Origin of the sequence: Actinomadura sp. 9N215 (assembly GCF_044326345.1) — a bacterium.
GTDB lineage: Bacteria > Actinomycetota > Actinomycetes > Streptosporangiales > Streptosporangiaceae > Spirillospora.
Genome location: NZ_JBIRBA010000054.1, coordinates 13,460 through 27,949 on the forward strand (window position 1 = coordinate 13,460; position 14,490 = coordinate 27,949).

General features: G+C 71.7%; 13 protein-coding genes, 2 tRNA genes and 1 rRNA gene. 10 read left to right on the plus strand and 6 right to left on the minus strand.

What is annotated here, in order from left to right; translation table 11 throughout:
- Nucleotides 1–87: 87 nt before the first annotated feature.
- Nucleotides 88–1,122 carry a M48 family metallopeptidase gene (locus ACH34T_RS43785; RefSeq protein WP_396026943.1) on the minus strand — a complete coding sequence of 345 codons (1,035 nt, stop codon included), beginning with the start codon at nucleotides 1,120–1,122 and terminating at the stop codon, nucleotides 88–90.
- Between the two features lie 92 nt (nucleotides 1,123–1,214).
- Between ACH34T_RS43785 and ACH34T_RS43790 the strand changes: the two genes are divergently transcribed.
- The 8 genes from ACH34T_RS43790 (at nucleotide 1,215) to ACH34T_RS43825 (ending at nucleotide 5,945) form a co-directional block, all read left to right on the plus strand.
- On the plus strand, nucleotides 1,215–2,501 hold the full coding sequence (locus tag ACH34T_RS43790) for a phenylacetate--CoA ligase family protein (RefSeq protein ID WP_396026944.1): 1,287 nt from the start codon (nucleotides 1,215–1,217) through the stop codon (nucleotides 2,499–2,501).
- Nucleotides 2,502–2,626: 125 nt separating this feature from the next.
- Entirely contained in the window at nucleotides 2,627–3,220 is a 594-nt protein-coding gene (nadD, locus tag ACH34T_RS43795) for a nicotinate-nucleotide adenylyltransferase (protein ID WP_396026945.1), read from the plus strand.
- A 172-nt stretch (nucleotides 3,221–3,392) separates the two neighbouring features.
- Entirely contained in the window at nucleotides 3,393–3,806 is a 414-nt protein-coding gene (gene rsfS / locus ACH34T_RS43800) for a ribosome silencing factor (RefSeq protein WP_396026946.1), read from the plus strand.
- Entirely contained in the window at nucleotides 3,799–4,461 is a 663-nt protein-coding gene (locus ACH34T_RS43805) for a histidine phosphatase family protein (RefSeq protein ID WP_396026947.1), read from the plus strand. Before rsfS ends, ACH34T_RS43805 begins: the two co-directional genes overlap by 8 nt.
- Nucleotides 4,462–4,538: 77 nt before the next feature.
- Nucleotides 4,539–4,611 (plus strand) — tRNA-Ala (locus ACH34T_RS43810).
- A gap of 283 nt (nucleotides 4,612–4,894) precedes the next feature.
- Nucleotides 4,895–5,122, plus strand: coding sequence for a hypothetical protein (locus tag ACH34T_RS43815; RefSeq protein WP_396026948.1), 228 nt, complete (start codon nucleotides 4,895–4,897; stop codon nucleotides 5,120–5,122).
- Nucleotides 5,123–5,236: 114 nt separating this feature from the next.
- Nucleotides 5,237–5,788, plus strand: coding sequence for a hypothetical protein (locus ACH34T_RS43820; protein WP_396026949.1), 552 nt, complete (start codon nucleotides 5,237–5,239; stop codon nucleotides 5,786–5,788).
- Between the two features lie 84 nt (nucleotides 5,789–5,872).
- A tRNA-Ala gene (locus ACH34T_RS43825) sits at nucleotides 5,873–5,945 on the plus strand.
- 281 nt (nucleotides 5,946–6,226) lie between these two features.
- Here ACH34T_RS43825 and ACH34T_RS43830 read toward each other — a convergent pair.
- The 3 genes from ACH34T_RS43830 to ACH34T_RS43840 all read right to left on the minus strand — a co-directional run bounded on the left by ACH34T_RS43830 (nucleotide 6,227) and on the right by ACH34T_RS43840 (nucleotide 8,063).
- Nucleotides 6,227–7,327: a Vms1/Ankzf1 family peptidyl-tRNA hydrolase gene (locus tag ACH34T_RS43830; RefSeq protein ID WP_396026950.1), complete on the minus strand. Its 1,101-nt coding sequence runs from the start codon at nucleotides 7,325–7,327 to the stop codon at nucleotides 6,227–6,229.
- Between the two features lie 119 nt (nucleotides 7,328–7,446).
- Nucleotides 7,447–7,806, minus strand: a complete 360-nt coding sequence (locus tag ACH34T_RS43835) for a VOC family protein (protein WP_396026951.1) — start codon at nucleotides 7,804–7,806, stop codon at nucleotides 7,447–7,449.
- On the minus strand, nucleotides 7,806–8,063 hold the full coding sequence (locus ACH34T_RS43840; protein ID WP_396026952.1) for a Rho termination factor N-terminal domain-containing protein: 258 nt from the start codon (nucleotides 8,061–8,063) through the stop codon (nucleotides 7,806–7,808). The genes ACH34T_RS43835 and ACH34T_RS43840 overlap by 1 nt, the downstream gene beginning before the upstream one ends.
- Nucleotides 8,064–8,128: 65 nt before the next feature.
- Here ACH34T_RS43840 and ACH34T_RS43845 point away from each other — a divergent pair, with 65 nt between their 5' ends.
- The gene (locus ACH34T_RS43845; protein ID WP_396026953.1) at nucleotides 8,129–11,413 is read left to right on the plus strand and encodes a BTAD domain-containing putative transcriptional regulator; all 3,285 of its coding nucleotides are present in this window, start codon (nucleotides 8,129–8,131) and stop codon (nucleotides 11,411–11,413) included.
- A gap of 398 nt (nucleotides 11,414–11,811) precedes the next feature.
- Here ACH34T_RS43845 and ACH34T_RS43850 read toward each other — a convergent pair whose 3' ends face one another.
- Together ACH34T_RS43850 and ACH34T_RS43855 are read right to left on the minus strand one after the other, a co-directional pair.
- Entirely contained in the window at nucleotides 11,812–12,636 is an 825-nt protein-coding gene (locus ACH34T_RS43850) for an ABC transporter permease (RefSeq protein WP_396026954.1), read from the minus strand.
- The gene (locus tag ACH34T_RS43855; RefSeq protein ID WP_396026955.1) at nucleotides 12,633–13,610 is read right to left on the minus strand and encodes an ATP-binding cassette domain-containing protein; all 978 of its coding nucleotides are present in this window, start codon (nucleotides 13,608–13,610) and stop codon (nucleotides 12,633–12,635) included. The genes ACH34T_RS43850 and ACH34T_RS43855 overlap by 4 nt, the downstream gene beginning before the upstream one ends.
- A gap of 776 nt (nucleotides 13,611–14,386) precedes the next feature.
- On the opposite strand from ACH34T_RS43855, the gene ACH34T_RS43860 reads away from it, so the two are divergent.
- Nucleotides 14,387–14,490: ribosomal RNA gene (locus ACH34T_RS43860) — 16S ribosomal RNA — on the plus strand; the annotation flags it as partial.

The window sequence follows — 14,490 nt, forward strand, 5'->3', positions numbered from 1 at the left end:
ACGGGAAAGGCCCGGTGCACGGGAAAGGCCGCCGCGTTCGTGCCGCGGCGGCCTGGGGGTCGCTCTCCGAAGCGCTGTCGGCCCGGCCTAGTTGCCGTCGGTCGGGCCGTTGTCGCGGCGGGTGAAGCGGTCGAACAGCCCGCCCGCAGCACCGGCCGCCGCGTCCGCCATGTCGCGGACCTTGCCCACGAACGGGTCGGCCGTCCGCTCCCACGACTCCCGGTACGACCTGGCCGCCTCCTTCATCTCGTCGGTGACCGAGGCGCTGCCGTCGTCGTCGCGGCGCGGGTAGTCGCCGGCGAGGATCCGGTCGTACTCGCCGCTGCGCGCCCACCGGTCGATCTCGGCGAACCGGATCACCGCGTACGGGTGCGACTGGCCGAGCAGGTTCAGGAACTTCAGCAGCCCGTCCCGGACGTCGCCGGCCGCGTCGTACTCGCGGGCCTGCGCCAGGAACGCCTCGCTGCTCATCTCGCCGAGGCTCGTCCCGCCTGCGAGCTTCATGTTCACGCGCTTCGCGGCGTCGAGGTCCTGCCCGACGAGCAGCCCGGCCCGGTCGGACGACAGCTCCGCCTTCCGGAACCACTCCCGCAGCCCGATGATGATCGCCGCGATGCCGATGTTGCCGAGCGGCAGCCACGCCAGCCGCGACCCGAGCTGCAGCAGGATCTGCATCATCGTCTGGTACACCGCGTGCCCGGACAGGATGTGCCCGACCTCGTGGCCGACGACGAACCGCAGCTCCTCGTCGTCCAGCAGGTCGATCAGGCCGGTGTTCAGCACGATGAAGGGGTGGTCGGAGCCGAGCGCCATCGCGTTCGGCGTCGGGTCCTGCCGGACGTACAGCTCGGGTACCTCCGGCATGTCCAGGACGTACGACGCGTCGCGGACCATGTCATAGATGTTGCGGAACTGGTCCTCGCCGACGCGCACCGTCCCGCCGAGGAACATCAGCCGCAGGGACCGCTCGTTGATCAGCCCCGACAGCTTGCGCAGGACGACGTCGAACCCGGACAGCGAGCGCAGCGCCACGAGCGCCGATCGGTCCGCCGGGTGTTCGTAGGCCCGGGAGCTGATCCCCGGGAACCGCGTCCGTGCTCGATCCGGTGTGTTCTCCGTCATGTCTGGCATGGTAGTTCCGACGAACCACCGTGTCGCAGGGTTCCCCGCCCCGGATCCGGCGACCGGCTCTGGCCGTGCCCGGGAGGCGACCCATGTTCGACCCGAAAGCCGAGGCGATGTCCCTCGACGAGCGCGCCGCGCTGCAGCGGCACCGCCTGTGGGGGCTGGTCGACCGGCTGCTCGCGGCGGACGGCGTCCAGGGCCGCCGCCTGAAGGAGGCCGGCGTCGGCGGCGGCTCGGACGTCACGCTCGCCGGGCTCCGCGGCCTCCCGTTCACCACCAAGCAGGACCTCTGGGACACGTACCCGTTCGGGATGCTGGCCGTCCCGCGCGACCAGGTCGCCGCCGTGCACGGGTCCAGCGGGACGCGCGGACGCCCCACCCTCGTCGCCTACACCAAGGCCGACCTCGACTTGTGGGCGGCGATGTGCGCGCGTTCGCTGTCGTGCGCGGGGGCGTCGCCGGGGAGCATCGTCCACAACGCCTACGGCTACGGCCTGTTCACCGGCGGAATCGGCATCCACCAGGGCGCCGTGGCGCTCGGCGCGACCGTGGTGCCGATGTCGGGCGGCATGACCGACCGGCAGGTCACGATGCTCGCCGACCTCCGCGCCGACATCCTGACCTGCACCCCCGCCTACGCGCTCCGGCTCGGCGAGGCGCTCGCGGACGCGGGCGTCGAACCGCACGCGCTCAAAGCCGGCCTCTTCGGCGCCGAACCCTGGTCGGAGGAGCTCCGTGCCGCCATCGAACGCGTCCTGCCGATCAAGGCGATGGACATCTACGGCCTGTCCGAGGTCATCGGCCCCGGCGTCGCCACCGAATGCCTCGAACAGGACGGCCTGCACGTCAACGAGGACCACTTCATCGTCGAGGCCGTGGACCCGTCGAGCGGCGAGCCCGTCGAGGACGGCACGCCCGGCGAGCTGGTGTTCACGACGCCGACGAAGCAGGCGCTGCCGCTGTTGCGCTACCGCACCGGCGACATCGCGTCCCTGACCCGCGGCGAGTGCGCCTGCGGGCGGACGCTCGTCCGGATGAGCAAGGTCCTCGGACGCGCCGACGACATGCTCGTCGTCCGCGGCGTCAACGTGTACCCGAGCGAGGTCGAGCGCGTCCTGCTCGGGTCCGGGCTCGTCCGGCCGCACTACCAGCTCGTCGTGGACCGCCGCAGCCCCGCCGTCCGGCTCCTCGTCGCCTGCGAGGCCCTCTCGGGGAACCCCGGGGACGAGATCGTCCGCACCCTGCGGGAGTCGCTCGGGCTGACCGCCGAGGTGTTCGTCCTGCCCGGCGGCACCGTGCCGAGGGTCGAGGTCGGCAAGGCCGTCCGCGTCGTGACCTGGGAGGACGGCGCCGCCCCCCTCCCCGGCCTCGCCTGACCCCCGCGCCGCTCCCCGGCTCCGCCTGACCCCCGGCGCCCCGCCCCGGCGCCCCTGCCTGGCCTCACCTGGGCCCCGGGCCCCGGACGTTCCGGGCGCGGGCCCCGCTGGCTATTCTCGTCGCCATGACGCAAAAGCGGCGGCTGGGGATCATGGGCGGCACGTTCGACCCGATCCACCACGGGCACCTCGTGGCCGCGAGCGAGGTCGCGCACTTCTTCTCCCTCGACGAGGTCGTGTTCGTGCCCACCGGCATCTCGTCCCACAAGGAGGGACGCAAGGTCGCCGCCGCCGAGGACCGCTACCTCATGGCCGTGATCGCCACCGCGTCCAACCCGCGCTTCTCCGTCAGCCGCGTCGACGTCGACCGGCCGGGCCCCACCTACACCGTCGACACCCTCCGCGACATGCGCCGGATCCAGGGCCCGGACGCCGACCTGTTCTTCATCACCGGCGCCGACGCCCTGGAGAAGATGCTGACCTGGCACGACACCGAGGAGCTGTTCGAGCTCGCGCACTTCGTCGGCGTGACCCGTCCCGGCCACCGGCTCGCCGACCCGGGACTGCCCAACGGGCGGGTCTCGCTCATGGAGGTCCCGGCCCTGTCGATCTCCTCGTCCGAATGCCGCGACCGCGTCCACTCCGGCGAGCCCATCTGGTATCTCGTCCCGGACGGCATCGTCCAGTACATCAACAAACGCGACCTTTACCGCGCCTAGCCCAAGAGGTCCGGCGACACGCGAATCGGGCGTCCCCGCGCGGGACATACCCTGGTAGACGGAAGGGCCGCATGAGCAATGCGGTCGAACGGCGACATAGGGGTCCGATGTCCGCCACCCGTGAGAAGGTGTTAGCGGAGACGACCCCTACAGGGAGGATCGCGAGCGCATCGTGACCGCATCCGAGAGGGCGGCGCAGCTCGTCCGGATCGCCGCCGAGGCGGCGGGCGACAAGCTGGCCGACGACATTCTTGCCTACGACGTGAGCGAGCAGCTCGTCATCACCGACGCGTTCGTGCTCTGCTCCGCGCCCAGCGACCGCCAGGTCCGCGCCATCGTCGACGAAGTCGAGAAACGCCTCCGCGAGGACGCCGGCGCCAAGCCCGTCCGCCGCGAGGGCGAACGCGAGGGCCGCTGGGTGCTGCTGGACTACGCGGACATCATCGTGCACATCCAGCACGAGGAAGACCGCATGTTCTACGCCCTCGAACGGCTCTGGAAAGACTGCCCCCTCATCGAACTGCCGGAACACGTCACCGCCCACCATGACCAGCGCGCCCGGACCGTCGGGAGCGCGAGTGAGTGACGTCCGCGCCGCCCGCCCGCCGGGGAGACGGCGCCTCGTGCTCTGGAGGCACGGCCAGACCACCTGGAACGTCGAACACCGCTTCCAGGGCAAGACCGACGTCCCGCTCGACGACACCGGGCTCCAGCAGGCCCGGCGGGCGGCCGCCCTGCTCGCCGGGCTCCGCCCCACCGACCTCGTCTCGTCGCCGCTCCGCAGGGCCGCCGACACCGCCCAGACCCTCGCCGACCTCACCGGGCTCGCCGTCCGCTACGACAAGGACCTCATCGAGCGCGACGGCGGCGCCTGGGAGGGCCTGACCAGCCGCGAGATCCGGGAACGCTACCCGGCCGAGCACGCCGCCTGGCAGCCGCCGGGCGGCGAGACCAGCGCGCAGGTGGCCAAGCGCGTCGGCGCCGCCCTCGAACGCGCCCTCGACGACCTCGCCCCCACCGGGCAGCTCGTCGTCGCGTCGCACGGCGCCGCGCTCCGCCTCGGCATGTCCCATCTCCTCCGCCTTCCCGAAGAGACCTGGGAACGCCTCGGCGGCCTCTCCAACTGCTGCTGGTCCGTCCTCATCGAGATGCGCGACGGCGGCTGGCGCCTCGCCGAGCACAACGCCGGAACCCTGCCGGAACCCGTCCTCAGCGACGACCGTCCCGACGCCGGGACCTGATCCAAAACGATTCGAGCCGCGGCCGCCCCGTCCGATACACTGGCGGGGCGCCGCGGGATGAACGTCCACGCGGCGGCGGGGCTATGGCGCAGTTGGTAGCGCGCCTCCATGGCATGGAGGAGGTCTGGGGTTCGAATCCCCATAGCTCCACAGATGAGTCGGGAGTGGTGCGGTCGGAGCCGGAGGCTCCTTCCCCGCCACTCCTTCTTCGTGTCGGCCCAGACCCCCGATGTGACGGGCTCCGCCCGCATGACCCTTCCGGCTGAGATTCTCGGTGTCGTTCCGGATGGTCACATCTTGGCTTCGAGCATTTCGGGACTTCGCCCCTTGGCCCCGTTTTTCGGGATTCTGTTCGGCGACGAGTCGGGGCCGTCGAACGCTTTCTTGCGCACGACGGCCGGAGCAGCGGCGTAGGAATGGTTTCATGCCTGGTATGGGAAGACACCGCAGGGGGGCGCGCGAGGTCACGGTGGCCGACCTCATCGACGAGCTGCGCAGGTACGAGCCGGGGATGCAGGTGCGGCTGGCCATCCAGCCGCGGCTTCCGCAGGAGCACGCCGTCGGCCCCGTGGGGGAGGCCGACGGGATCGTGTGGATCGGAGACGGGGGACAACGCGGCTACGCCCCCGAGGAAGTCCGCGAAAGCCTGGGATGGACCTGACCGCAAAAGGTTCGCCATGACGGCGGCTACCTTTCGTCCGCCCGCGCTTCACCATGTCGATCATGCGGGAACAGCCACGTAGTGGCGATGCATGATCGAGATGAGGGTTGACCCATGAGAAGTCGGATCTCCGGAAGAACACTGCTGCCCGCCGTCCTCGCCGCCGCGGCCGTCACGGCCGTGGGGGCGCCCGCCCTGGCGCGCCACGCGCCGCCGCCGGCCCCTGACGCCCAGAGCGAGCCGGCCGCGGAGACCTACACCGAGGACGACTGCGCACAAGCGCTCAAAATCCTCGCGCACTACAAGCTGCTCCCGAACCAGCCCGACGTCGGACGCACCCTCTGCTCTCTGAACCAGGAGAAGAAGCAGGAGCAGGAGCAGGCCGCCCAGGACCAGCCCGCCCAGGACCAGGCCGCCCAAGGCCGGCCCACCGAGGGCCGGCCTACCGAAGGCCGGCCCGCCGGAGGCCGCCCTGCCCAGAGCGAGAAGACCAACCAGATCAGCAGCAAGCACACCACCGAGAGCGGCAAGGTCGTCGAGGAGAACAAGATCCTCGGCGTCCCGGTCGAGTGGCCCAAAAGCCTCACCGTCCACGTACCGACGGTCAACGACCACTGGTACACCTACACCTCGAAGGAGCCGGGCACCTCGAAGAAGCCGAGCTGACGCGCGCCGCGGGCCGCGGCGGGACGTCCGCCGCGGCCCGCGTCCGAACCGCTTCCAACGTGCACTAAGCTTTAGCCCGATCGAGGGGCTATGGCGCAGTTGGTAGCGCGCCTCCATGGCATGGAGGAGGTCTGGGGTTCGAATCCCCATAGCTCCACGAGGCGGGCTCTGGTGCTCGCCGGCCTACGGGCCGGCTTCGCCGGGGCCCGCAGTGTTTTTCGGGGGGACGACCCCCCGAGCCCCCCGATGTGGGGGGCTTCGCCCCCCACGCCCCCCACTGGGGGCTCCGCCTCCCCACGCCCCCCAGTGGGGGCTTCGCCCCCCACGCCCCCTTCCGGCTGAGGTTGCTGGGGGCGTGCGGGTGGTCACTTCGCTTTGTGTTCCCGGGCCTTGAGTTCGCCGCCCTCTTGCCGTGGTCGCTTGTCCTGTGTCCTGGTGCTAGGTGGTGTAGCGGAGGACGGCTCCTACGCGGAGGTGGGGGTTGGGGCCGTTGGGCGGTAGGACGACCAGTTCGCCGTCGGTGGCGGTCGTGGCTCGGATCAGGGCGGCGTCCGCTCGTGCCTCGCTGGGGGAGGTCACCCCGAACTCGTCATGGAGTTCTTCTGGGGTGGTGGCGATCTGCGCCGGGTCCGGGCCCACCCACAGGCGGGCGGGGGAGTCGGGATCGTCCTCCAGGAGGAGTGTCTCGACGCGGCCCTGGCGTGCGGCCTCGGTGGTGGCGGGGAGGCCCGAGACGGCGCGCTGGCCGTTGGCGAGTTCGCGGTCGAAACGCTCGGCGACGGTCATGATGCGTTCGGCGGTCTTGAGGTTCAGGATGCGGTGGAGCTCGGCGTCCAGGCCGGGGTCGTCGACGGTGGTGTTCTTGTCGGCCTCGACGGTGTGTTCCAGGACGTGCTCGGAGACCTCGTCCAGGACGGCGGTCCGGGCGCGCGTGTCACCGGCGATCACGACGGCCTCGGCGCCGTAGCGGTCGGCGGCGCGGTCGATCTCGTGGGCGACCTTCTTGGCGTTGGTCTTCCACACGTTCTCCGACGAGCGCTGGAAGCGGGACTGGTTCCAGTCGCCCGCCTTGGTCTTGCGGATGGGGTACTCCTCGTCCCCCTGGACGTCGATGTGCCGGTGCTCCCCGTCGGCGGTGACGCAGTCGATCGCGCCCCCGCGGCGGTCGACGACGGCCAGCAGGTGGGGGAACCGCTCACCGCGTTCGGCGAGGTAGGGGAGGACGTCCGGGAGCGGGGCCAGGGTCGCGTGGGGGGTGCGGGGCGGGCCGGGGAGCCGGTCGGCGTGCACCACCTCGCCGTCCACGGCGAAGATCACCAGTCCTTCGGAGCGGCGCGCCCGCGTCTCCTCGGCGATGGTCTGCTCGATCGCGTGGAGCGTGCCCTTCGGGGCGTGCTGGGCCTCCAGGTCCGCGCGCAGCGCCCGCCACCGCAGCTCGACGGCTTTGGACGCGTCCTCGGTGGTCCGGGTGAGGTCCGCGTACACCGACGCGAAAGGGCCTGGACGTTGGTACAGCGTCTTGAGGAATGCCAGATCCATGGGGTGGCCCTACCCGCCGTATATGGGGCAAACGTAAAGAATGGGGCGTTTGGGGCGTCATTCGTGGGCGGCCGGCCGGAGCCGCGCGCGGGCGAGCCGCGGCCGGTCCGGGCCCGCGTTCACGGGTTCTGCGCTCCGGGGTTGACGATCAGGCAGAACTCGTTGCCCTCCGGGTCCGCGAGCACCGTGGTCGGCCACCCGTCGTCCACGAACGGCCCGCGGAGCACCGTCGCGCCTAGCGCGGTGACGCGGGCGAGCTCGGCGTCCATGTCGGAGACCCGCAGGTCCACGTGCATCCGGTTCTTCGTCAGCTTCGGCTCCGGGACCTGCTGGAGCAACAGCCGAGGCCCTCTGCCGGTCGGGTCGGTCAGGGGCACGTACGGCGGCGCGTACCCGCCTCGGTCGTACCCGAGGGCGGCGGACCAGAAGTCCGCCAGGCGCTCGGGGTCGGGGCAGTCCAGGACGAAGACCAGCTCCATCAATGGCCGCGCAGCGCGTCGATCAGCTCGGACTTGTTCATCGACGAGCGTCCCTCGATGCCGATCTCGCGGGCCCGCTTCAGCAGGTCTTCCTTCGTCCAGTCGGTGTACGGCGGGTTCTTGCCGCCCTTGCGGCCGACCTTCCGCTTGCCCTGGCCCGCCGACGCGTTCGCGATCCGCGCCGACTTCTCCTTGCTCTCGCCCTTGTCGCGAAGCCTCTGGTACGTCGTCTCGTCCTTGATCTGCGCTCTAGGCATATCGGACACCTACCCGGTACGCGCGGTCCACACATCGGCGACAATGGCAGCGGGAAAGGGGATTCGTGCGCATCGGCATCCTGGGCCCGCTCGACGTGCGGGACGAGGCCGCGCGGCCCGTCGAGGTCGGCGGCCGGCGGCTGCGCGCCCTGCTGGTCCGGCTCGCCGCCGACGCGGGCCGGCCGGTGTCGGCGGACCGGCTGCTCGACGACCTGTGGGACGGCGCCCCGCCCGCCGGCGGCGGCAACGCGCTGCAGGCGCTGGTCTCGCGGCTGCGCGGCGTCGCCGGACGCGACCTGGTCGAGCACGGCCCGGCCGGGTACCGGCTCGGCCTCGACCCGGCGGACGTGGACGCGGTCGCGTTCGAGCGGGGCGTCGCGGCGGCCCGCAGGGAGGACGATCCGGCCCGGCGGGCCGAGCGGCTCCGTGCAGCGCTCGCGCTGTGGCGCGGACCCGCGCTCGCCGACGTCGCCGACGCCGAGTTCGCCGCCGCGCCGATCGCACGGCTGGAGGAACTGCGGCTCGCCGCCGTCGAGGACCGCGTGGACGCCGAGCTCGCCGCCAGGCAGCCCGTCCCGCCGGTCGCCGACCTCGAACCGCTGGCCGCCGCGAATCCGCTGCGCGAACGGCTCCGCGGCCAGCTCATGCGCGCGCTGTACGCGGCCGGACGCCAGGCCGACGCCCTGGAGGTCTTCGAGGAGACGCGCGCCGCCCTCGCCGACCGGCTCGGCGTCGATCCGTCCCCGGAACTGGCCGCCGTCCACCTGGAGATCCTCCGCCACGACGCCGCGGCCGCGGCCGCCGCCGAGCCGCCGCCCCCGCCGCCCGCGAAACCCGGGGAGCCGCCGCCGGACGCTCCGCGTCCCGCCCGCACGAACCTGCCCGCCCAGCTGACCAGCTTCGTCGGACGGGAGGAGGAGTCGCGGCGCGTCGCGAAGCTGCTGCGCGAGACCAGGCTCGTCACCCTCACCGGCCCCGGCGGCGCCGGCAAGACGCGGCTGGCCGGGGAGAGCGCCGCGCCGCTCGTCGAGGAGATGCCGGACGGCGTCTGGTTCGTGCCGCTGGCCCCCGTCAGCGACCCGGGCGACGTCGTGCAGGCCGTGCTCGTCGCGCTCGGCATACCCGACACGGTCCGTCCCCCCGCCGACACCCGCGTGATCGTGCGGCCCCTCGAACGGCTCACCGACTACCTCGCCGCCAAGCGGATGGTCGTCGTCCTCGACAACTGCGAGCACGTCCTCGACGCCGCCGCGCGGCTCGCCGGGCACGTCCTCGCGCACGCCGAGGGCGTGCGGATCCTCACCACCAGCCGCGAACCGCTCGGCATCACCGGCGAGTCGCTGTGCCCGGTGCCGTCCCTCCCGCTGCCGGACGACGGCGTCGCCGACCCGGCGGACGCGCTCGGCTACGCCTCGGTCCGGCTGTTCGCCGACCGGGCCGCCGCAGGGCGCCCCGGCTTCGCGGTCGACGCCGACACCGTCGCCGACGTCATCGCGATCTGCCGCGCGCTCGACGGCATCCCCCTCGCCATCGAGCTGGCCGCCGCCCGGCTGCGCTCCCTCACGACCGGCCAGATCGCGGCGCGGCTCGGCGACCGGTTCCGGCTGCTCACCGGCGGCAGCCGCACCGCGCTGCCCAGGCACCGGACGCTGCGCGCCGTCGTCGACTGGAGCTGGGACCTGCTGGACGACGTCGAACGCACCGTCCTGCGCCGCCTGTCGGTGTTCGCGGGCGGCGCGACGCCGGACGCCGCCGTCCGCGTGTGCGGCGTGGACGCCCCCGACGCGCCCGAACCCCACGACGTCATCGACGTGATCGCCGCGCTGATCGACAAGTCGCTGGTGATGGCGGACGGCGACCCCGAGGTCCGCTACCGGCTGCTGGAGACCGTCCGCGTGTACGCGGGGGAGCGGCTCGAGGAGGCGGGCGAGGCCGGACGCGTCAGGTCCGCGCACGCCGCCTACCTGGTCGACCTCGCCGAGCGGGCCGAGCCCGAGCTGCGCCGCCACGACCAGCTGCGCTGGGCGGACCGGCTGGCCGACGAGCGCGGCAACGTCACCGTCGCGTTCCGGCACCTCATCGAGATCCGCGACAAGGAGATGAGCCTGCGGCTGGTCGCGGGGCTGGTGTGGTTCTGGGTGCTGCGCGACATGGAGATCGAGGCCGGGCACTGGGCGGTCGCCGTCCGCGACATGGTCGGCGACACCGTGCCGCCCGGCCTGGAGGAGCAGTACGCCCTGTGCCTCGTCTCGGCGGGCCTCATCACGGAGATGAGCAAGGACTCCGGGCCGCAGCCGGAGTCGCTGAGCACGGTCTTCGGCGACGTCGCCCGCGTCGTCCCCGGAACGCCGATGCATCCCGCGCTCGCCCTGATGGAACCGGCGTCCAGCATGTTCAGCGGGGACATGGACGAGATCCGGCGGCGCCTGCGCCGCATCGCGGACCACCCCGACCCGTGGGTCCGCGCCGTCTCACGCACCCTCGTCGCGCACATGGGCATCAACACCGGGCACATCGACGAGGCCGCCGAGGAGGCCGCCGACGGGTACGCGCGGTTCCGCGAGCTCGGCGACCGGTTCGGGATGATCCTCGGGCTGAGCGGGATGATGCAGGTCGCCACGGCCCGCGGCGAGCTCGCCGACGCCATCCGGTTCGGCGAGGAGGCGTACGGCTACGCGACCGCCGGCGTCAGCCCCGAGCAGGGCGCGGCGATCCTCACCCAGCTCGCCCGGGCCCGCGCCCAGCAGGGCGACGTCGCGCAGGCGCGCCACGACCTCGAACTCGCCATGGCGCAGATGGAGCGGGTCGGCGAGTTCGCCGAGGCCGCCGCGGCCTCGCTCCAGCTCTGCGAGCTGACCCTGCAGGAGGGCGACCGCGAGGCCGCCCGCCCGCTCGCCGAGCGCGCCTACAAGTGGGTCGAGCCGCGCGAGCACCGTCCCGACTTCGCGCAGGTCGTCCGCCGCACCTACGGCCGGCTCGGCTGCCTCGCCGAGGAGGACGGCGACCTGGACGCGGCCCTCGGCTGGCACCTGAGGGCGTTCAGCGACCTCAAGAACGACGCGCTGATGGGCAACCCGGCCCTGGCCTCGCTGGTCGACGGCCTCGCCGCCCTCGCGGCGGCGCGCGGCGCCCGCACGCGCGCCGCCGAACTGCTCGGCACCGCGCACCACCTGCGCGGGTTCCGCGACATCGCCTGCTACGACGTCCAGCGGACGATCACGGCCGCCACCCGTGACCTCGGCGACCCCGCCTTCGCGGACGCCTACGACCGCGGCCGCCGCGTCACCCGCGACGACGTCTTCGCCGCCGGCGCCGGCATCGTCCACTCCACCGCCCCCGAACCCCCCTGACCCGCCCGGCCCGGACGACCACCCCAACCACCCGCGTCCCAAGGCTCCTGCACACCGCCGCCCGTCCGCCCACCCGCCCGTCTGCCCGTCCACGCGTCTGCCCGTCCACGCGTCTGCCCGTCCACGCGTCTGCCCGTCCACGCGTCTGCCCGTCCACGCGTCTGCCCGTCCACGCGTCTGCCCGTCCACGCGTCTGCCCGTCCGCGCACTCGCCCGTCCGCGCGTCCGTCCGTCCGCCCGCGTGTCCGTCCGCTCGCGTGTCCGCGTGTCCGCGAAGAGCGAGAACCAGCTCCTCAAGTCCAGCATCGACCTGCTCTACGCGGTCGAGGGGACGAAGCACGCCGGGCCGGCACTGAGCTTCCGGGCCGGCGCGCGTTTCGCCCCTCGATCGGCGGACGTCAGGCCCTCCGCGAGTACATCCGCATGGCCAGCGGGAACGTGACGACGACGATCCCCGCCGCCCACGCGAGCGTGTACCAGGCATGGTTCCCGATCGGCCCGCCGACCATCAGCGCACGCATCGACTCCGCCAGATGCGTGACCGGGTTGACCTTCGTCCACGCCTCCAGCCAGCCCGGCATCGTGGACGTGTCCGGCACGAGGATGCTGCTCCCGAACGTCAACGGCATCACCCAGATGAACGAGAGACCCTGGACCGTCTCCGGCGTCGGCGCGACCAGGCCCACCAGGACGGAGATCCAGCAAACCGCCAGGTAGAACACGTACGCGAGCGCGAACGCCGCCAGCACCGACAGCGGATCGGTATGGAATCGGAACCCCAGCAGCGAACCGAACCCGACCAGGACCGTCATCACGGTCACGAACCGGGCCGTGTCCCCGAGCACCGACCCGATCAGCGGCGCCGAACGTGCGATCGGCAGGCTGCGGAACCGGTCGAACACACCCTTGTGGATGTCCTCGTTCAGTGCCGTCCCGAGCCCCATCGTCGCGAACATCGCCATCTGCGCGATCAGGCCGGGCAGCAGTGTCTGCAGGTACGACTGCGTGTCGCCCGCCACCGCCCCGCCGAACACGTACAGGAACAGCAGCAGGAACACGATCGGCATCAGCGTCGTGTCCAGCAGCTTCTCCGGAGAATGCTTCAGCTGGGCGATGTTGCGCCACGCCAGCGTCAGGCCGTGCCGTAGCGTCCGCCGCGGGCTGATGTGCGCGGGCGGCGGCTCTTTGCCGGGACGGCGCCCGTCCACGGTGATGGCGGTCATGCCACGCTCCCCTCGGGGACGAGTTCGGTCTTGGACTCTTCGGCGAGATGACCCGTCAGGGTGAGGAACACCTCGTCCAGGCTCGGCATCCGCAGCGCCAGTTCCGCCGCCACGATCGACGCGTCGTCCAGCCTCCTGACCAGCGTCGACAGCAGCCGCGGGTCATGCACCGGCGCGGTCACGAGACCGGTCGGCTCCTGCACCTCGGGGGGCTCCCCGGTCAGTTCGGCGACGATCGCGGTGAGCTGCGCCGTGCGGTACGGCTCGGACGCGCGGACCACCAGCGTCTGCCGCCCGATCTGCCCCTTCAGGTCGTCGGACGTGCCCTCCGCGATCACCCGTCCGTGGTCGAACACCGCGATCCGGTCGGCGAGCGCGTCGGCCTCCTCCAGATACTGCGTGGTCAGCAGCACGGTCGCGCCTTCGGCGACGACACCGCGGACCGTGTCCCACACCTCGTTGCGGGCCCGCGGGTCCAGCCCGGTCGTCGGCTCGTCCAGGTAGATGACCTCGGGACGGTTGATCAGGCTCGCCGCCAGGTCGAGCCGCCGCCGCATCCCGCCCGAGTACGTCTTGACGGCACGCGACCCGGCCTCGGTCAGCCGGAACCGGTCGAGCAGCTGGCGCGCCCTCGCCTTCGACTCCCGCCGGTCGAAGTCCAGCAGCCGGGCGATCATCACCAGGTTCTCGGTGCCGGTCAGCTCCTCGTCCACCGACGCGTACTGGCCGGTCAGCCCGATCATCGCGCGCACCTGGACGGCGTCCTTGACGACGTCGTAGCCGCACACCTCCGCGCGTCCGGCGTCCGGCTTCAGCAGCGTCGCCAGCACCCGGACGGCGGTGGTCTTACCTGCGCCGTTCGGCCCCAGCACCCCGAGGACCGTGCCCCGGCGTGCCGAGATGTCCACACCGTCCAAGGCCTTCGTGTCCCCGAACCGTTTGCGCAGCCCCTCGGCGTGAATCACATCGTCCATCGGTATGCCCCTCACAGGTTTTCGCTCTGACGCCATCACCGTCGCCGAACCCGCTGACAGGCCGCGGACATCGGCGAAGCCGCGCTGACATCACGCTGACGCGATGCTGACGCCGCCCTCCTGAACCTCCTGTGACCAGTGGGTTTCCTCCACCGAACCAGGACGTGGACGCACCGATTTGACGGACTGTCCACGGCTGCCTAATCTTCTTCCAGCCCTGAGGGATGCGGGACGCCGGAAGGCGGACGGCCCCGGGGCGATGCCAGCAGAGAAAAATCGGTTCGCAGCTTGTTCCGGGCCGGGGTACTCTTGAATGGCAAGCCCGGACGGGATGCAGGACGCCGTGAGGTGGCCGGCCCGTAGGGCGTCTCCTCCGTAGCGATCTTGGCGGGTCTTTGGGCTCGCGGGGTTTCGTTGCGTGTGGGAACTGGGTTCGTCTCCGTCCGTCAAAAAGATCTTCGTTGATCGGGTTGACAGCGGCGGCGATTCGGGTAAGTTAGAAGGGTTGCCCCGGAGCCGGGGCCTGCGGGAGCGGGTTCACGGCGCGGTGGGTGTCCGTTTCTTGAGAACTCAACAGCGTGTTAAAAGCCAGTGCCTTTATACGGCCAGGTCTGTTTTCAGATCGGGCCGTCCCCGCAACCATCCCTATTCGGGTTTTGGTTGGGGATTTCTTTGAGGCAATGCAACCCCACTTTTTTGGGGTTGTGGTGCTGGGATTGTTTTCCGAGGTTTGGCCGGCCGGGAGGGTTCGCCCCTTTTCGGTTGGTCGTTTGGCCTTAATGGAGAGTTTGATCCTGGCTCAGGACGAACGCTGGCGGCGTGCTTAACACATGCAAGTCGAGCGGAAAGGCCCCTTTCGGGGGGTACTCGAGCGGCGAAC